The following is an 18,208-nucleotide window of genomic DNA, read 5'->3' on the forward strand; positions in this document are numbered from 1 at the left end:
GCGGTGACTTGGCTCGTCGCCGCGCTCTTGTTTGCGTACGGATTGGCCTTTGGATCGTTCGCGAACGTCGTCGCCTACCGCGTACCGCGCCGCGAATCGATCGTGCGGCCGCGGTCACACTGCGTGCATTGCCATCACACCTTGTCCTGGTGGGAGCTGGTGCCCGTTCTCTCATGGCTCGTGTTGCGCGGCCGTTGCCGTGGATGCGGGAAGCCCATTTCACCGCGCTACCCGCTGCTCGAATTCGTGACTGGCGTGCTCTTTGCCAGTGCCTGGTGGCAAGGGCACACCCTCGCGCAGGTTTTCGTGTGGGCATTGTTCTGGCTGTACCTCATGATGGCGGTCGGGACTGACCTGACAGCGATGATCGTCCCGGATGTGCTGTCACTTCCGGCCGCTGTCGTCTTGCTTGGCGCCTCCGGCCTGACGCACATCCAGCCGTGGACACACGCGACAATCGGCCTTGCTACCGGTTTTGCGATGGTACTTGCCGTGCACCTGCTGTCAGGTGGGCGCATGGGCCTCGGTGACGCCAAGCTGTACCTAGGCATCGGAGCGATGCTCGGACCCTGGCTCACCTTGCTCTCATTCGTACTGGCCGCCATCTTGGGCAGTGTCATCGGCATTGGCCTGCGCCTTGCTGGGAAACTGCAAGCCGGACAGTACGTGCCGTTCGTGCCGTTTATCGCTCTCGGCGTGATGGCCGCTGCCTGGTACGGGCACGCGCTCGTGCACCTGTATATACGGCTCGTCGGACTGTGAAGCGCAGCTATGGTGACACCGTGACACATGCCATGAACACAGGGGGAAATTCCATGAACATCGATACATTTCTCGTACAAGCCAAGGAAAAACACGCGTCAGACGTCCACCTCTCGGTCAACGCGCCCGTGATGTATCGGGTCAACGGCGAATTGGAGCCAGAGGGATCTCCCCTTGCGCCGGAGGATCTCGATACGATGGCGAGATCCATGATGAATGCGGAGCAGTGGGGGAGGTTTTTAGAGCGGGGCGAGATCGATTTCTCGTACAGTATCCGCGGCGTCTCGCGCTATCGCGTAAACGCCTATCGGCAGCGCGGTTGCATCAGCGTGGCGGCGCGGCTTATCCCGGCGCGCATTCCGACGCTGGACGAACTTGGCCTGCCCAAAGTCTTTCGCACCTTCATGGAGAAACCGCATGGCCTCGTGCTGGTCACAGGGCCTACGGGCAGCGGCAAGACCACGTCGTTCGCGGCCTTGCTCGACGCCATCAACGAGACACAGCGCCGACACATCATCACGCTCGAAGACCCTATCGAGTACCTGCACACGCATAAGATGTCCATTGTCGATCAGCGCGAGATCGGCCTGGATACCCTCGGCTTCGCCCCCGCCCTGCGGGCAGCCCTGCGCCAAGATCCCGACATCCTGCTCGTCGGCGAAATGCGCGATCTCGAGACCATCAGCACGGCCATCACCGCATCGGAAACGGGCCACCTCGTCTTCGCCACACTGCATACGAGCGACGCGGTGCAGACGGTGGAGCGCATCATCGACGTCTTTCCGGCAGAACAACAGGGGCAAATTCGCCTGCAAATCGCCTCGGTACTGCAAGGCGTCATATCCCAACGCCTGCATCGCTCCGCAGACGGCAGATATCGCGTCGCTTCGTTTGAAGTGCTCGTCAACACGCCGGCGGTTGCCAACCTCATCCGCAGCGGCAAGACGCATCAGATTCCGTCGCTCATGCAAACCGGCAAACAGTTCGGTATGCAGACGATGGAGATGAGCATGCAGGAACTCGTACAACAGGGCAAAATCGCGACAAGTGTACTGAAGCAGTGGACCTCGACAACTCAGTTGGCGGGCTGGTAATATGCAGCGATTTGGAGGTCTGCGACCGCTGCACCTCCACCCGTCCCTTTCACGTCGGTGACGTAGAGGTCCAGCAGCCGCTGGCTATGATAGAGATCGGCTAGAAAGGCTTCGATGTCGCTGGCCGATCCGCTGGCGCTTACCTCGTAATCAAGGCTGGGAATAGACGGGTTTCCCACCTCAATCGGGCCACTCGTATTCGTGATGGTGTCGCCAAGTTGCCCCGCCAGCGCCTGCAAGGCCGCCTGGGCCTGCGTACTATTGGCAATGGCACTCTGCTCCGCCGCAGTCGCCGAGCCGGTCGTTGCGCTAGTTGTACTCGATCCGCTTCCCATTCCCGCTTCACCCATCCGAGACACGCTCACCAAGTTGACCTTGTTCGCGTGCGCATCTGCCGCGAGCAACTGAAGGAAGCTCGGCTCGTTTGGTCCCACCGGCAAAGCCGCGTTCACGTCAACTTGGGCGCTGCCCTTCTTCACGCCTTGCTTCACCGCAGTCTGTTCCGACAGCGAATTGAGCGTCGCCACCAGCGATTGGCGCTGAGCTTGCAGCAAACTCAGACGATTCAACATGGGCGCCACGCCATACAGATACACGAGCGCGACGGCGACCAAGACGCCTGCTCCGTACAACAAGACGCGTTCGCGCGTCGTCAGCTGCCGTTTCACTGGGCCGTCCCCCCTGTCGCAAGCGTCAACGTCACGGTATACGCGTACGCATAGTCGGTCGATCCGCCTCTGACAAACACGGCGTGCGGCGTTTGCCCAGCCACCTCACTCGGCTGTTTGGCAACCTGGAACGCCACCGATGTGGTGAAGGCGTCCCGCTGAAGGTTCTGCTCAAAAGCGGCGACCTCGGCGACCCCCACACTGCGCCCCATAATCGCCATCGCATGGCCATTCAACTGAACTTCGTCGACCGTCATGCCAGCGGATAAAGCCGCGTCCATTTGCTGCAAAATGGCCGCCCAATCCGCTCGATCAGCCGCCGCTTGTGCGATCTCGCTTTGCAGGTTCGCGACCCCATTCGCATGATTCGCAGGCGAACGTCCGCGCTCAGCCGTCTGCACCTGCGTATTCAAGTTGGCGACTTGCGAAGCGATTTGTCCCACCTGCTGTTGCAAAACCACCAAAAACGCCACACAGGCTGCGACAGCCGCGATCACCACGGCGAGAACTGGCAGACGCCCGCGCCACCCTGCCGGCAGGCGCGTGCCATTAGGTTTTTGAGGTCGTGGTAGTAAATTGATATCCAAGTCTCACACCCCGCGAAGCGCCAGGCCAATAGCAGCCGCATAGTCGTGAAGAGAAGCATCATCCGGGCGGATTGCCACCTTGCGCGTGAACGCCATATGGCTGCGAATCAACGCCGCCAAAGACATGATCTCGCACGGCATGCCCACCTGCCCCTCCAGGACGGAAAGATCACTTGAAACAGCCCCCTCGGGCGAAGCGATGAACAATCGTGCAAACTCGACATCACGCTGATTGAGCGTGTATCGGAAAAAATTCACCGTGCGTTCGATCTCGACGCCAATCTGACTGAGATCGTCGAACATGCCGTTGGATGCGTCATCGACCGGCGCGGGCAGCGGAAACTGGCGCGTCAGGTAGAGAAGCCCCTGGTGAAACACATGCATATCCACGAAATCGCCGTTCACTTCCATGAACAGAAAGCTTTGTGGCAACCCGTCATGGAACTTTCGCAATAAGCGGTATACCGCGAGCGGATGGATGTCTACGGAAACGGGACGAATGCCATGATGCCGAAACGAGTCCACCAACGTCCCGACCAACTGCTTGTCCGCCGCAACGAGGATGAGACTGGTCTCGGCGTCGTCCGAAGCTTCCCCTGCCGCCTCCTTTGGGCAACGGACAAAGTCAAACGTCACCTCATCGAACGGCAGGTGGATGCTGTGTTGCAGCTGGAATTCGATCACGCTGCGCAACTCCTCGTCGCCAAAGCTGGGCAATCCCAACTGCCGAATCACCGTCCAGCGGTTCGGCACTGCGACATGCACCTGCGACTTCCTGCGTCCGTCAGGGCGAAACGCCTTTTGCCAAACGGCTTGCCATGCCTCGAAATCGGCTCCGGAGGATGTGTCCCCCGTTTCGCCGTGGATCTCGTAGGTCTCTAGGCGGCGCAAGCGCGGCACCTTCGCCCATTCCAATTCCGCGATGCGAACGCACGCGTCGCTCACTTCGACCCCAATCGACACGCCTTTCCCACGCAATGCCACACAACATCACCCGCCTACACCGCACTCACGGAGGAATATGTATAAAATAGGCCACCCGGCCCTTTCTGCGACTGCTGTTGCAGCTGAATGTCGAGAATCAACGATGACCCACTCAGCGTCGTTCTCACCATCTCATGCAACATCCCTTGTCCATCGATGTACGACCCCAGAAACACGGAAGGGTAGCCTTGCACCTTCAATCCTGCGATCACGCCCGTCTGCACAGCAAGATTGGCCGCAGCGGGCGAGATAAACTTTTGGGGTTGCAGCATGTTTTGGATGATGGACTCCATCTGATTAAAGCTGGATTCCACCTGGTTGTCCGCCTGATATTGCGCGGCAGTCTCCGTGACGAGAGTACGGCCACCTGTATGCAACGCGTAATCGGTCCAGGCAATGGCGCCAGAGACCACAGTAGCCAGAATGACGACCAGCACGACTGACCACACCAGCGTAAATCCGGACTCGGCGCGAACGAATGACGCTTCCCTATTCCCTGATTCATTTCGCCACACGCGCTTCACGCTCCTTCATCAGCGGACATCCGCATCATGGTAGCCAGACGCCAGAACATAGTTCATCTGTTGGCCCGTGGTACTTTGGTACGGCGCTGACAGCCGCATCATGAAGCTGTTGACAAAGGTGCCGGATGAAATCGTGGAAGGATGGAGAAAACCGAGAATATAGTTGGTCCAGGAAAAGTCCGCACCACTTGTCTGCGGATAGAGAACCGGAAACATCCATTCGATGTTCACACCGCCCGCCAGAGGCGTCCCACTGACCGCGGGCGGGGTTTGGCTCTGCGCTTGCGCGTTGGTGGCAGGAACGCTGTAGACGTCCCACGACGAAGCGGATCGCTGAATGAACTCAAAGGCTTCAAAGCAATTTGCCCCGACAATTGTCGCCTGTGACGTTTGCCCTCCGGAGATTGCGGGGACGACGGTCGTCGCGTTGTACATCCAGGGCCTGTCTGTATCGACTGCGGCCGTGGTCGGATAACCACCTCGATAGAGCCAAAGCACGACAACGGCCGAGGATGCAGCTGGATTGCCGTTGAACTCCATCTGCACGAAATCAGCGCTGCGCAACATGCGGTTCAGCGCATGGTTGATGGTGAGGACCTTTTCCTGCGCCGCATTGAAGCTGGTCAGGCGCTGCGCCCGCTCAGCGAGCATCCATACCAAATTGACCAGAATCCCCACAACCATGCCCGCGATCGCGATGGACGCCAGCAGTTCAATCAAAGTAAGCCCGGCCTCACCGTTTGGCCTATGCGTTTTGATCGTCATCACCGCATGTCTCCTCACGACGAAGGTAATACTGGTGCAGTTATGGTCGCGGTGAGCCCCTGCGGCGTCTGCACTTGCACCTTGTAGTTGACGGACGCGGAGTTGCTCGTAGGGTTCGAAGAGATCGTACACTGAAATCCGTTGTACAGCGGATAGGTCCAGGCGAACGTAATGCCAGGCGGCGGCACAATCAAAACGATGGAAGACTGTGACTCATTGCCCAACGCGTCACCTGGGACTTCAATCACCCAGCCAATGATATTTTGCGGCCTGTCCTTGATCTCCTCGGCAATCGTTGTGGCCAGTCCCAACGCCTGATCATACTGAGCCATTTTGAGCGATCCCGCCTGTGCCCCCCCCACCGCAAGCAGGGCAGCCGTACCCGCAAGCGCGATGATGGCTACAGAGGCCATGACCTCGATGAGTGTCAAGCCCGCTTGCGCGGTTCCCTTGTCCCACCGAAGCCACAAATTGCGTTTGAGAAGCACGGCCCACCACCTCCAGGGGGTTGTCCGAATAGCTATCAATACAGAGAGAAAGCCCCCTTGCGGGAGCTTTGCCTTGGTCGACGCGTCGATGACGATGTTACTGAATCGTGACGTAGTAGGTGCCTGTTGTGCCGTTTGTACTGTTGGGATAGGTAAATGTCACATAGGGCACGGAGTTGTTCGTCGGTTGGGCATTTACGATGGCGAAACTCCCCTTTTGCGACTGTGGCGCAGGCAAGGAGTTGAGATAGCCGCCGCCCGTGGAATTGTTAAGACCATTGGTAAGAAGATCAGATACAAAGCTGGATCCGTTTGCTGCCGAGTTAGCCGGCGCCAACGTAGCACCCCCCGTGGAACTCGTCAGGTTACCCGTGGAGTTGATTGCCAACGCCCCTCCGTTCGACGAACTCGACTGATAATCAAACTCTGCCCGCTGCAGAGCGTCCGCAATCATCTGCTCGTTTGCTTTATCCGTTGCAGTGCGCGCCTTATTGATTTGCCCCATGACGACAGGCACGCCGACAGCAGCCAAAATAGCAAGAATGACGACGACGGCGAGTAGTTCAATCAGCGTGACGCCTTGCTGTTCTCTTAGTCTTTTGAATAGCATTTGTAACTTATCTCTCAATGCCTGCATGTACACTCTCCCTTTCACACCCTCATTGACCAGGAACTCTCCTCCATACACAAAAAGATCCTGGCCGTCACATCCCTATTATAAATTGCGAAGAAATGAATTGTACACTATGTTACACATTGTTTTGGCACGCTTACGCAAGCACATGTTCACATGCCTGTCGAACTGCCCATCCCTTGATACAGCGCGAACATCGGCAGCAATGCCGCCAGCACGATAATCCCGACAACCCCAGCGAGCAAGGCGGTCAAGATCGGCTCCATCAGTTGCCGCAATCTATCAACCATCATCTCCAGCTCCGATTCGTAAAAATCCGCCACCTTCGCCAGCATCTCGTCGAGATGCCCCGTCGCCTCCCCAACGCGCACCATCTGCACCATCAGCGGTGAAAACGCCCCGGTCTCGCGCAGCGCTCCCGAGAGCGATCCGCCATCGCCCAATGCGTCCCTGACTTCGCGCAAAGCACCCGCCACATACCGATTGCCCACCGCATCAGCGGACAACGCGATAGCTTGCAAGGCTGGCAAGGCCGCATGAAACAACATTGCCAGCGTGCGCGAGACCTGGGCCATCGCCCGTTTTTCCACCAACTGTCCAAACACCGGGATCCGTAAAAGAATCCGATCTCGCCAGTACAAGCTTGGCCCGTGCCGATTGACCCATAGAACGGCGCCTAAAATCAGCGCTACAATCATCAGACCGATATACCAGCGATGTGTGATGAGACTGGAAGCGCCAAGCACAATCCGCGTCGGTAACGGCAACTGGATGTGCTGTGCTGCGAAAACGCTGACAAACGTCGGAATCACGCGCAGTAACAAGAATATCGATACAACGACGGCCATGACCGCCACCACAATCGGATAGATCATGGCGGAACGAATTTTTTCGATGGTTTCACGCTGGCGCTCCTGATACCCAGCCGTGTTCTCCAGCACCTCGTCGAGCGTACCACTTGCCTCGCCCGCGCGCACCATCTGCACGAACAGCGGCGGAAAGGCGCGTGGATGTTCGGCAAGACTTTCCCACAAAGGCCGCCCGTCGCGAACGCTGGCCGCCACAGCGAAGATGGCGCTTTTGAGCATGCCCTTTTCCGTCTGCTCGTGCAGGACCTCGAGCGAATTGACCAACGGCACCCCCGCCCGCACCAACGTCGCGAATTGGCGGCAAAATGGGACAAACTGCTCGAGTTTCACACCGCCAAAGAGCCCGAAATGGACGTTGATATCCCGCGTCCAAATGGATTCGTCGATCGCTCGCAGCTCCACAACATATAGCCCCTGCTCGCTCAACTGGCGAACAGCCGCCGTCTCGTCCTCCGCCTCAATGCTCCCTCGCGATCGCGCGCCACGCGCCGCCATCGCCTCGTACTGATACACGCCCAACTTCGTTCTCTCCTCAACGCGCTACCGAATCAAACGAGTGTAAGTGCTCCTTCGACAACCGCCACGCGCAGCACTTCCTGAACGGTCGTCAAGCCCTGTGCCGACTTCGCCAATCCGTCTTCCAACATCGTCGCCATGCCGCGCTCATGAACGTGCCGTCTATAATCGTCGGGCGATCGCGATGCCAAAATGAGCGCAGTCATCTCGTCGTCCACTTCCAACACCTCGTGAATCGCCATGCGGCCGCGAAAGCCTGTGTTGCCACAGCTTGGACAGCCACGGCCGACCACGAGACCGTCCGGAGAGACTCCGTGTTGAGCCAACAGTTTGGCTTCCATCGGCGTCGGGCGGTAAGGTTGCTGACAGCGCGAGCAGACGCGGCGCACCAAGCGCTGTGCGACAACCCCCGACAACGCGGAGGCGAGCATGTAAGGCGCCACCCCCATGTCGATCAGCCGATTGATCGTGCTCACCGCGTCGTTGGTATGTAAGGTCGAAAGCACGAGATGCCCCGTAACCGCGGCACGGAGAGCGATTTCCGCCGTTTCCTCATCGCGGATTTCGCCAATCATCACAATATCCGGGTCCTGGCGCAACATGGCGCGCAAGCCTCGGGCAAAGGTCAATCCGGCTGCCAGATTGACCTGCACCTGGTTGACGCCATCGAGTTGATATTCAATCGGGTCCTCAATCGTGATCACATTCATCTCGGGCGTTGCCAAGCGCTTGAGCGCCGCGTATAAGGTGGACGTCTTGCCGGATCCGGTGGGGCCCGTAAGTAAAATGGCGCCGTGCGGGCGGGCGAGTATCCGTTCAAAAGCTGTGAGATTGGCAGCAGAAAAGTCGAGCTTCTGCAAATCGAACGTCTTGCCAGCGAGATCGAAGACACGCATGACCACCTTTTCGCCATGCGTCGTCGGCATCGTCGCCACACGCACATCGAGCGTGCGGCCACCCTCCTCGAGTTCAAAGCGCCCATCCTGCGGCAATCGCTGCTCTGCGATGTTCAGTTGCGCCAACACTTTGACGCGCGCGGTCAAGGCGCTTTGCAGGTGCCGTGGCACAATTCGCTCTGTCCGCAAAAAGCCGTCGATCCGATAGCGCACGCGCACGCCATCCGCCTGCGGATCGAGATGAACGTCGCTCGCGCCAGCGCCTGCGGCCTCGATGAGGATCTGATTCAACATGCGTACGACAGGCGAATCGCTGCGCATCGGATCCGGTTCATCGGCGGGCACAGGCTCCGGTGGTGCCTTGCGAGCGGCCGCATCAAACGTTTCCTGGAGGCGATAGTACCGATGAATCGCCGCCTGAATCTCTTGCCGCGTCGCGATCGAAGGCTCGATACTGAGATTGGTCGTCATGCGCAGATCGTCGATGGCATAGTAATCCATCGGATCTGCCATCGCGACATAGAGCCGATTTGCGCTTCTACGGTAGGGAATGACCTGGTATGATTCGACCAGCCGCTCGGGGACGAGCTGAAGAACAGCGGGATCAATCCGCATGTTGCTGAGCACGACATGGGGGATGCCGAGCTGAAATTCGAGCACCTCGACGAGTTGGCTTTCGGTGATATATCCGTTGTTGATCAACACGTCGCCAAGACGGGACTGCGATTCGCGCTGGTCCGCCAGAGCCTTTTGCAGTTGCTCAGACGTCAGCAATCCTGCCTCGACGAGAATTTCACCCATACGCTTGCGCGCCACCGGCAATCACCCCTGTACCGGATCAAGATGGATCCCATCCGGCGCCGTGGCAACCGGATTGGATCTCCATATCTGTCAATGAAGGATGGACAGTGTGTTGTACTTTTGAGAGACGAACAGATCATAGCCGTTGGCTTGGAAAAAGCCGAAGCCAAGCAAAGAGACGCCGGTGTAACTCGGATCGACAATGCACGGGATATCGGCAAAATGCTGCCCACCGATGTCCAGCGAAACCTGGCTCATATACGCCTGATCTTCCCCACCAATGCCCGACACGGCAATCGAACCAAGATTGGGCAGATGGAGCAGTTTTGCGTCAGCCGCGGTAAAGAGCGGTTCGTATGCACCGGTATCCAGTTGCAGGGTGAGGTTGTCCTTTCCGCTCGCGGCGTTAAAGAAGACGCCATTTTGAAACGTCGTGATGGGAACCGAGGCGAGCAAAGTTTCCCCCGACGCCTGGGTCGTCCCCGATTGGCTCGAAGCTGCCGGCGCGAACTTCACCGCTGCCGTCTGCTGCACCGTCTTTCCTGCGGGATCGACCCAGGACACCGTGACATACGCGGTCTCCGCCGTGTTGTCTTCGAGACCATTGAACCACGTCCCCGAATAATCGGTCGATGTATGCAGAGTCGTACTTCCGGTGGAAGGTGTCAATGTGCTAAAACCGGTCGTCATGATGGTGATGTTCTGATTCGGCACCGGATTGAGTCCGTCCAAGGTGGCAATTTGCAGCGGCGCGGGACTCCCCACCGTCGCATTCTGCGTGTCGATCTCGATTTGATAATGATGGCTGACAGGAACGCTGCTGAACGTGAAGCCGCCGCCTTTGAGCGGCGTAGCCTTGACTTTCGCCGCAAGATTCTGCCAAGGAACATATGTCGTGCCGCCGTAGACGACGCCTTGTACATAGCCACCGGTGACGGCAATCTTGCCATCGCCAAGATCCTCATACGGCGTTTTCATCGCCGCCATGCCGGCGAGCGCCACATAGGTGGTGTCGCCCACGGCGATGGCGTCATACTGCTTGCCGCCAATGAACGCGCGCACATGCCCGTTTGGGAGGGCGTTCGCTTTCACCATAGCGGCCTTTTGCGCCTTCTGCGCCGCCTTGGCCACCGCTTGGCGGGGAGACTGCTTCGCCGTGTGCGAACCTGCCACATGATGCTGCGCTATGCCGCCAGATACGGTTTTCGCTGAGACGGTCGCCGCCATTGGCGTCGCCATGAGCAGCCCGGAAACGACCACGGAAGTCCAAAGAGAACGTGCTGTCTTCACAAAGAATGCCTACCTTCTCGAGATGGTCCAAAGGGCATCCCTTCAAACGCCATCTACTACGTAATTTGATTGGTAGGATAATTCTGTGCCAAACTGGTCATTTCCTGCACGAATGCCACTGGGATTTACCGACTGCTATCGCCGCTCAGGCATTGCGCGACGATTCACGCACCATCTGCAGCACATCCTCCAACACGGCGCTCGCCGTGGGCAACGCACCTGCTCCCGGGCCAATCAAAGTGATGGTGCCCACCACGTCGCCCGTGATGGCAATGGCGTTGTTGACGCCATCGACGAAATAAAGCGGATCGTCAGGTTGCAGCACCTGCGGGCCAACCTCACAACGGACGATGCCATCATCGCCCCAGACCGCGGACGCAACATGTTTGACCTTGGCGCCCGACGCTTTGGCGGCTTCCATCTGTGCAGCCGTGATCGCGCTGATGCCGGCGCGCGGCTTCGTCAATACGGCTGTCGGAACGCCATTTCTCGCCATCTCGTTCGGCGACTGGCCGTCGGCGACACATTCTGTTGCCAACAGACGCGTATCCACGCGCAGCGCCTGCAGGAGAATTTGCAGCTTATAGTAGGCATCCAAGCCCTCGACATCCGCCGCGGGATCTGGCTCAGCATAGCCAAGTGCCTGCGCTTCCTGAAGCGCGCTGGCAAAGGCCGCCCCTGTCGCGTGCATCTGCGTGAGGATATAGTTGCACGTACCGTTGACGATGCCGCGCAAAGACTGCACGCGATTCAAGTCAAAGTAGGTATGCAAGGTATGTAAGACAGGAATGCCACCGAGCACACTCGCTTCATGGCGCAAGAACAGGCCGCGCTTACTCGCGAGATCGCGCAATTCCTCGCCATGGAGCGCCATCAAGGCCTTGTTCGCCGTGACGACCGACTTGCCGTTTTCCAGCGCGTGCCGCACCACATCGTGCGCCACATCGATACCGCCCATAACCTCGATCACGATATCCACATCGTCCGCCTCGCACACGATGCGCCAGTCGTCCGTCAACAGGTGGCGCGGAACAAAATCCGGCCGGGGGCGCTCCAAGTGTCTCACGGCAATATGCGTAGCTTCCAGTTGCGCACCATCCCACGCACCTTGTCGATCCGCCAGCACCCGCAGCACACCACTTCCCACAACACCACATCCAACCAGACCCAGACGCACCTTGTTTGCCACCCGTCTCTCGCCGCCTCTCTCCATATGTAGACCCTAACGGATCGATTGCCTATTCAAAAAGGGCACCCCGTCGGGATGCCCTTCCACTTCACCACCATGTAACTGGCTCGTTTACATCGGTCACGACGGCGTTTTGGCTAGACGCCGATTCTCTTCCGCCTCGCTGTCCAGATGTGTTTGTATGCGGTTGTTTTCGTCAACCAGCACCACGGTCGGTTCATGCTGTAAAGCGTCCGCATGTTCGTACATCGCATAGGAAATGATGATGACCAAATCCCCTGGCTCTGCCAACCGCGCCGCCGCACCATTCAATCCAATGACGCCAGTACCTGCATCGCCCGGAATGACATATGTGTCAAAGCGCGCGCCCGTGTTGATATTCACCACCTGCACACGCTCATTTTCCAACAAATCCGCTGCTTCCATGAGGTCTGTATCAATCGTGATACTCCCTACGTAATTGAGGTTTGTCTGCGTCACCGTTGCGCGATGGATCTTTGACTTCATCATCGTGCGGAACACGCCAACCCCTCCGTTCCCCTTCTGTGCTGTCAGCAAGGCAATCAACCACTTGTCAAGGCGTTTTCCTCAGGCCATCTTACTCCCATCTACGCCCCATGACAAGTCAGAACAGACGGAAACGATGCCAGTACGTGCACAGGCCGGACAACTGTCCAGGGTGCAACACACGATATGATCTACAAGGTCTAATCCAATCACACAATGGCTCCGCTGCACAGCTTCATCTGGACACGGGCCGTCCGGCATTGGCTTGCTGAAGCCCCGTGCTTGGTCTGCGGACGCGAACAGCCATTGTCAACAAGACGGCAAGGACGAGAGACAGTGCCATGAAGACGTAGGATGCATTTGGGCCACCCGTTACGTTGTTGAGATAACCAACAAAATAGGATCCCACGAACGAACCCAAAGCGCCCATGCAATTGATGAGCGCCATGGCCACCCCTGCGACATTGCTGGGTAAAATCTCCGGCACGATCGCGAAAAACGGCCCGTACGGCGCATACATGGCTCCGCCAGCGATGACGAGCAGAATGAACGAAGTGGTGAAATGCCCAGACCCGAGGATATAGGAAAGGTAAAAGGCCACAGCGCCGATGAGCAATGAAACCCAAACATACACCTTGCGGGTATACGGCCGCCGATCCGACAGAAATGACGTGATCATCATGAGAATCGCGGCCAGTAAATACGGAACCGAAGATAACCAACCGGTGCTCACAATGCCGACGTGCGACGCCGCCTTAATCATGGACGGCAGCCACAGGACGAAGCCATACACGCCAATACTCCAAAAGAAGTATTGCAAACTGAGTAACACAACCGATCGGGACGAGAACGCTTCCCGATAACTTTTCACTTGTGCCATGCCCTCTTGTTCCGCTGCAAGCGCGGCTGTGACGGCTTGTTGCTCTTCTCGCGTCAGCCACCTGGTCTCTTCAGGTTTGTCTTTGACCACTGCCCACCAAATAAAGGCCCAGATGATGGAAGGGACGCCTTCAATCACAAACATGCCCTGCCAATGAAACCATTGAATCAGGTATCCTGAGATGACGGACATCCAGAGTACCGTAATGGGATTGCCGAGGATGAGAAACGTGTTCGCGCGGGATCGTTCTCCATTGGTAAACCAATGGCTAATAAAAATCAGCATCGCAGGCATGACAACGCTTTCAACAATGCCAAGTAAAAACCTATCCACGTAGAGCAACGGCAGGTTGGTGATGAGGCCCTGCAAAGAGGCAAAGATGCCCCACAAAATGAGTGCCCAAAAGACAAGTTTCTTCGCGCTGTATTTTTTCGCATAGTGCGCACCCGGCACCTGAAAGAAGAAGTACCCGAGGAAAAACAGCGAGGCCAATAAGGATGACGACGCTGCGTTCATATGCAAGGCCTGCTTCAATCCAGCCGCCGCACCCAATCCGTAGTTTGACCTATCGAGGTACGCCAAGCTGTACGTGACGAAGATAGCAGGAATGAGTCTGGACCACCTTGATCTTGGAAACGACTGCTGCTCCATGTGCATCTCCCCCTTGAAAGATGATTCAACCCTCCATCGTGCACGCGCGGATCGACCGCCATGTCGCACACCTTCAAGCATTCGCGACCCGAATGCTGGCTCACCCCCTTCAAGTTTCAGATACATTCCGGACAACGAGCCCTGTACATGGCACATGTATGCCGGTATGGTACCGGTTCCATACACGTCACGAACCATCGCTCGGCGCAGACCACGTGGCCTATGACGGCCGCCGCCTATTCAAGGACTGCCCAATGGCAACCTGCGGAGTTGAGCCTCGTTCCTTCAGCATGGCTGCGACATGGAACCGCTTCGCGTCACTCGTATCGCCCCCCAGTCGAGCAACGAGCCGATCCGCAGCCTTCACGCCCATTTCGTATGCCGATTGAGACACTGTGGTGATCCCCACAATGTCGGCCCAGTCTGGATCGTCAAAGCTGATGAAGCCCACATCATAGGGAATGCGATAGCCGAGATTTTGCATGACCAACGCCGCCTTAAGCAATATCACGGCATTACCTGTGAAGACAGCCTTGGCCATGACAGGCTTTTTGTTCATAAAGGCTGTCATGCATTCGATCAACGACTGGTCACCCTCGACTTGGAAAACGGGGCTATGCTCCTCGATTCCATGCTCCGCAACAAAGGATCGAAATGCTTGAACGCGCTCGATGCGCGTACTGATGTCTGCGGTAGGCGCTGTCACATAGGCAATGCTGCGGTACCCTTGGCGCACGAGGTAGTTGAGAGCATCATATGTCGCCTGGGTATTGTCCATACCGACGAGATCGACATGCATTCCAGATACGTCGCGATCGAGCAGCACGACCTGGGTCTTCTCCTTTTGCAAGGCAAGTAACATGCTCTGGTTGTAACCTGTTGTATGCATGATGAGACCGTCTATCTGATGTGAGCGGAGCGTGCGAATATAGTTCTGTTCCTTAGCGGGATCGTTGTCAGAGTTACAGACAAGCAGACTATAGTTGTGTTTGTGGCAAACGTCCTCGGCTCCACGTAGAATAGCTGTCGTAAACGGATTGGCGATGTCGGCGACAATGATGCCAATCAGCCTGCTTCGCTTTGCCTTTAATCCTCTTGCCATTTGGCTGGGCTCGTAATGCAACCCTTGTATGGCCTGCTCAATCTTGCGATAGGTTTCTTCGGCAATATATTCCGTTTGGTGACTCAAGAAGCGAGAAACGGTTGTCTTGGAAACACCTGCTGCTTTCGCTACATCGGCGATGGTGGGTCGACGACGACTATCCCTCATCCGGCAATCACCTCGGTATTCGTGTCGTTACGCGGTCGCTGGCGAGCGATGCGCGTAGACAGTCTGCGGGCACCTGTATGAAATCGGTTTCATACCACCAATATAGGATGGCGGCGGCTGGGGTGTCAATCTCATCGAACCAGACAGAAAGCAGACATTGGCACGCCAATGGCATATAAGCTACAAGTTCTTTTCCAACAGATTCGGTACAGCACGAACACACACCGCTTCTCACGATGCAGTCTGAATGACCGCCCTTCTTGCGTCATGTGTATTGTTGAATTGGCAGACTGCGAAGGGGATTCTGTTGCAGCATATTGGTAAACTCCTTCAGTGCGCTGGTCATCAGCGTATCCTTGTGTCGAATGAAATACGTTTTGGAGGAACTATATTGAGCTGGTACGGCAAAAGAGCGTACTAAACCCTTCTCTTCATATTTTTGAATTGCAGACTGTGGTACAAAGGACGCCCCGAGGCCCGAGATGACGCCTTGGATAATGGCATCAAGATGATTGAATTCCAGATACCGTATGGAACGAATACCTATTGATTTCAACCAAATCTCAAGCTGTTCCCGGTGCGGGCAACCTATTGTATTCATGAGAAAGGGTTGATTGCATACCGATTGAACATCCTCCTTCTCAGGTCTGCTTATCAGCACGAGTTGTTCTTCAAATACGAGCTCCTGCACGATGTTGGCGTCTTCGAAGCCTGATTTCACAAATGCCCCGTCGAGTTCGAAGTGGCGGACCTTGTGAGCCAACGCGTCTGAGTAATCCGTTGTGAGTGACAATTCCACATTGGGATAGACTTTATGGTACTTTGCAAGAATCATTGGGAGATGTATCGCGGATAACGTGTGATGAGCTCCTAGTTTGAGCCGACCCGTGGGTTCCGAGGCGTCGTTCAGCACTTGATGTGCCTCATCGAGCAAACGCACGACTCGTTCCGCATAATCTAACAGCTTCTCACCTGCCGGAGTTAGCACCATACCTCGTTGTCGGTAAAACAACTGTGTATGTAACTCAGCTTCCAGTTGTTGCACTCTAGCTGTTACGTTCGATTGTACATAACCAAGGATTTGAGCCGCCTTTGTAATGCTACCCTCTCTTGCAACAATCCGAAAAATCCGCAGCTCATTACTCTCCATTTTACAACCCCCAACACATCTATCGTAAAAACCGAATCAAAATATCACTTATATTCATTTTACATGATACTTTTCCTCATGTACATTCGTGCACAGACAAAGCCACAATATTGGAGGAGTTATGCGTGACTAAGGAAAATACACGCAAGTGGGCCATTTTGGCTGTCGTTACACTTGTTTCGTTTGTGACAAACGTGGACGCAACCATCGTCGTGATCGGCCTTCCCACATTGATACGCGATTTGAAAATGACGATTGCAACAGGTATGTGGACCATCACTTCATACCTGGTTACAAGCACGATATTTTTACTTCCCGCAGGCCGGTGGGCTGATGTAGTTGGAACAAAGCGAATTTTTGTTTGGGGATTTGCGCTTTTCACGATGGCTACAATTTGTTGCGGCCTGTCTCATTCCAGTGCCACACTCATTGGTTTTCGACTCATTCAGGGAGCAGGTGCGGCATTAGCCTTGGCCACGGCCACACCCATCATCATCCGAACATTCCCACGCGAGCAACTCGGATTCGCACTTGGAATCAACTCGACCTCATGGGTGATTGGCTCCATCGTAGGTCCGGTAGCCGGAGGCGCTCTCATTAGTGGTTTCGGATGGCGTTCCATTTTCTTTGTTTCCGCCCCATTTGCGCTCATAGGATTGCTTGGGGGATGGCTCCTACGAAAAGAACCGACTGCACAAATACGATCCAAAACGGATTGGACGGGTACTTTCACGTTTGGATTGGGACTGACCTCACTGTTGATGGCGTTCTCTCAAGCGCCGGTTTGGGGTTGGACATCCATGAGCGTTCTAGGACTCTTCGGAATCACCGGATTGTGTTGGATAGCATTTGTCATCGTGGAATCCAAGGTCCAGGATCCACTTTTCAACCTCAAGTTATTTTCTTACAGACATTACACGACGGGACTAGGAATGACTCTGTGCTATTGCATCGGGTATTTTTCCATAAGCACGTTACTCGCATTATACCTACAAGGCGCACAACACCTAAGCCCGTTCCGGTCGGGGCTACTACTTCTGCCATTGTCAGCCCCTCAACTGTTGATGGGCCCGTTTGGCGGCAAATTAGCTGACCGTCTCGGCCCTGTAAGGTTGCTACTCGTCGGAATAACCGTGATTGCGTTCGCTGTATTACTCCTCGGAAACATCGGAGAGCGAACATCTATTCCATACATTACTATCCCATTGTTCATCATTTCCGTGGCGAACGGTTTGGCGTGGCCATCACTAGCGAAAGCAGTCCTCTCCGCTGCGCCCCAGGAACAAGCAGGATTGGCATCAGGAATGTTCTACACGGTTTACAATATTGGTCGGGCTGTGAGTCAATCACTTGCACTCATGATGGTTGAGCTTAGCGTAACACCTCGCATCGCATCTCAAATGTTCATTGGGATGGGGATGCAGACCATAACCACGAAGAGTGCCTTCGTGCATGTGACGGACACGGGGTTTCGAATGTACACTTTATTCTTCGTGGTCGCCTTACTACTCGGATTCTTTTTGCTGCGTCCGCAAAGGCTCAAAACGATATTACGGAACCAATAACATGAAACACACCTGTTCCCAGCATCCCCCTCAGCTTAAAGATGCAGAAAAACGCAGCGCTCTGATATGCTGCGTTTTCGATGTTTATGCAGTTTGAAAGGAGCGGTTTATTGCGCAT

The 18,208-nt window shown here is 56.0% G+C and carries 18 protein-coding genes; 3 read left to right on the top strand and 15 right to left on the bottom strand.

The genetic code is table 11. The features are described from left to right. Positions 1-3 precede the first annotated feature (3 nt). Positions 4-762 carry a prepilin peptidase gene (locus tag C7445_RS04150; protein ID WP_243834935.1) on the top strand — a complete coding sequence of 253 codons (759 nt, stop codon included), beginning with the start codon at positions 4-6 and terminating at the stop codon, positions 760-762. 53 nt (positions 763-815) lie between these two features. After that, the gene (locus C7445_RS04155; protein WP_134158786.1) at positions 816-1,856 is read left to right on the top strand and encodes a type IV pilus twitching motility protein PilT; all 1,041 of its coding nucleotides are present in this window, start codon (positions 816-818) and stop codon (positions 1,854-1,856) included. Here the strand turns inward: C7445_RS04155 and gspM are convergent. From gspM to C7445_RS04230, 15 genes are all read right to left on the bottom strand, one after another. After that, a complete protein-coding gene (gspM, locus tag C7445_RS04160; protein ID WP_166668987.1) occupies positions 1,838-2,524 on the bottom strand; it encodes a type II secretion system protein GspM in 687 nt (228 codons plus the stop codon). The genes C7445_RS04155 and gspM overlap by 19 nt on opposite strands. After that, positions 2,521-3,111: a PilN domain-containing protein gene (locus C7445_RS04165; RefSeq protein WP_134158788.1), complete on the bottom strand. Its 591-nt coding sequence runs from the start codon at positions 3,109-3,111 to the stop codon at positions 2,521-2,523. The genes gspM and C7445_RS04165 overlap by 4 nt, the downstream gene beginning before the upstream one ends. A gap of 3 nt (positions 3,112-3,114) precedes the next feature. Beyond that, positions 3,115-4,095, bottom strand: a complete 981-nt coding sequence (pilM, locus tag C7445_RS04170) for a type IV pilus biogenesis protein PilM (protein WP_134158789.1) — start codon at positions 4,093-4,095, stop codon at positions 3,115-3,117. Positions 4,096-4,109: 14 nt separating this feature from the next. Beyond that, positions 4,110-4,610, bottom strand: coding sequence for a hypothetical protein (locus C7445_RS04175; RefSeq protein ID WP_134158790.1), 501 nt, complete (start codon positions 4,608-4,610; stop codon positions 4,110-4,112). An 18-nt stretch (positions 4,611-4,628) separates the two neighbouring features. Continuing rightward, positions 4,629-5,384 (bottom strand): type II secretion system protein, encoded by a 756-nt coding sequence (locus C7445_RS04180; protein ID WP_166668988.1) that lies wholly within the window; start codon positions 5,382-5,384, stop codon positions 4,629-4,631. Between the two features lie 14 nt (positions 5,385-5,398). Continuing rightward, positions 5,399-5,872 carry a prepilin-type N-terminal cleavage/methylation domain-containing protein gene (locus tag C7445_RS04185; protein WP_166668989.1) on the bottom strand — a complete coding sequence of 158 codons (474 nt, stop codon included), beginning with the start codon at positions 5,870-5,872 and terminating at the stop codon, positions 5,399-5,401. Positions 5,873-5,969: 97 nt separating this feature from the next. After that, positions 5,970-6,509: a type IV pilin protein gene (locus C7445_RS04190; RefSeq protein ID WP_134158793.1), complete on the bottom strand. Its 540-nt coding sequence runs from the start codon at positions 6,507-6,509 to the stop codon at positions 5,970-5,972. A gap of 149 nt (positions 6,510-6,658) precedes the next feature. After that, positions 6,659-7,888 carry a type II secretion system F family protein gene (locus C7445_RS04195; protein WP_243834956.1) on the bottom strand — a complete coding sequence of 410 codons (1,230 nt, stop codon included), beginning with the start codon at positions 7,886-7,888 and terminating at the stop codon, positions 6,659-6,661. Between the two features lie 35 nt (positions 7,889-7,923). Beyond that, positions 7,924-9,588: a GspE/PulE family protein gene (locus tag C7445_RS04200; protein WP_134158928.1), complete on the bottom strand. Its 1,665-nt coding sequence runs from the start codon at positions 9,586-9,588 to the stop codon at positions 7,924-7,926. Positions 9,589-9,678: 90 nt separating this feature from the next. Continuing rightward, complete coding sequence (locus tag C7445_RS04205; RefSeq protein WP_243834936.1) at positions 9,679-10,878, bottom strand: retroviral-like aspartic protease family protein; 1,200 nt, start codon at positions 10,876-10,878, stop codon at positions 9,679-9,681. Positions 10,879-11,023: 145 nt separating this feature from the next. Continuing rightward, the gene (locus C7445_RS04210; RefSeq protein ID WP_134158795.1) at positions 11,024-12,067 is read right to left on the bottom strand and encodes a homoserine dehydrogenase; all 1,044 of its coding nucleotides are present in this window, start codon (positions 12,065-12,067) and stop codon (positions 11,024-11,026) included. A 120-nt stretch (positions 12,068-12,187) separates the two neighbouring features. Further along, positions 12,188-12,589, bottom strand: coding sequence for an aspartate 1-decarboxylase (gene panD / locus C7445_RS04215; RefSeq protein ID WP_134158796.1), 402 nt, complete (start codon positions 12,587-12,589; stop codon positions 12,188-12,190). Positions 12,590-12,809: 220 nt separating this feature from the next. Then, positions 12,810-14,105 carry an MFS transporter gene (locus C7445_RS04220; RefSeq protein WP_134158797.1) on the bottom strand — a complete coding sequence of 432 codons (1,296 nt, stop codon included), beginning with the start codon at positions 14,103-14,105 and terminating at the stop codon, positions 12,810-12,812. A gap of 220 nt (positions 14,106-14,325) precedes the next feature. Further along, positions 14,326-15,375 (bottom strand): LacI family DNA-binding transcriptional regulator, encoded by a 1,050-nt coding sequence (locus C7445_RS04225; RefSeq protein WP_134158798.1) that lies wholly within the window; start codon positions 15,373-15,375, stop codon positions 14,326-14,328. 265 nt (positions 15,376-15,640) lie between these two features. Then, positions 15,641-16,525 (bottom strand): LysR family transcriptional regulator, encoded by an 885-nt coding sequence (locus C7445_RS04230; RefSeq protein ID WP_134158799.1) that lies wholly within the window; start codon positions 16,523-16,525, stop codon positions 15,641-15,643. A gap of 125 nt (positions 16,526-16,650) precedes the next feature. Between C7445_RS04230 and C7445_RS04235 the strand changes: the two genes are divergently transcribed. Further along, positions 16,651-18,090, top strand: coding sequence for an MFS transporter (locus C7445_RS04235; RefSeq protein WP_134158800.1), 1,440 nt, complete (start codon positions 16,651-16,653; stop codon positions 18,088-18,090). Positions 18,091-18,208: the final 118 nt, after the last annotated feature.

Source organism: Alicyclobacillus sacchari (assembly GCF_004366795.1).
GTDB lineage: Bacteria > Bacillota > Bacilli > Alicyclobacillales > Alicyclobacillaceae > Alicyclobacillus > Alicyclobacillus sacchari.

Bases quoted from the DNA above. Each gene is read 5' to 3' on its own strand.
- C7445_RS04155 (WP_134158786.1), top strand. From the start codon at position 816: ATGAACATCGATACATTTCTCGTACAAGCCAAGGAAAAACACGCGTCA.
- C7445_RS04180 (WP_166668988.1), bottom strand. From the start codon at position 5,384: ATGACGATCAAAACGCATAGGCCAAACGGTGAGGCCGGGCTTACTTTG.
- C7445_RS04190 (WP_134158793.1), bottom strand. From the start codon at position 6,509: ATGCAGGCATTGAGAGATAAGTTACAAATGCTATTCAAAAGACTAAGA.
- C7445_RS04200 (WP_134158928.1), bottom strand. From the start codon at position 9,588: ATGGGTGAAATTCTCGTCGAGGCAGGATTGCTGACGTCTGAGCAACTG.
- C7445_RS04220 (WP_134158797.1), bottom strand. From the start codon at position 14,105: ATGGAGCAGCAGTCGTTTCCAAGATCAAGGTGGTCCAGACTCATTCCT.
- C7445_RS04225 (WP_134158798.1), bottom strand. From the start codon at position 15,375: ATGAGGGATAGTCGTCGTCGACCCACCATCGCCGATGTAGCGAAAGCA.
- C7445_RS04230 (WP_134158799.1), bottom strand. From the start codon at position 16,525: ATGGAGAGTAATGAGCTGCGGATTTTTCGGATTGTTGCAAGAGAGGGT.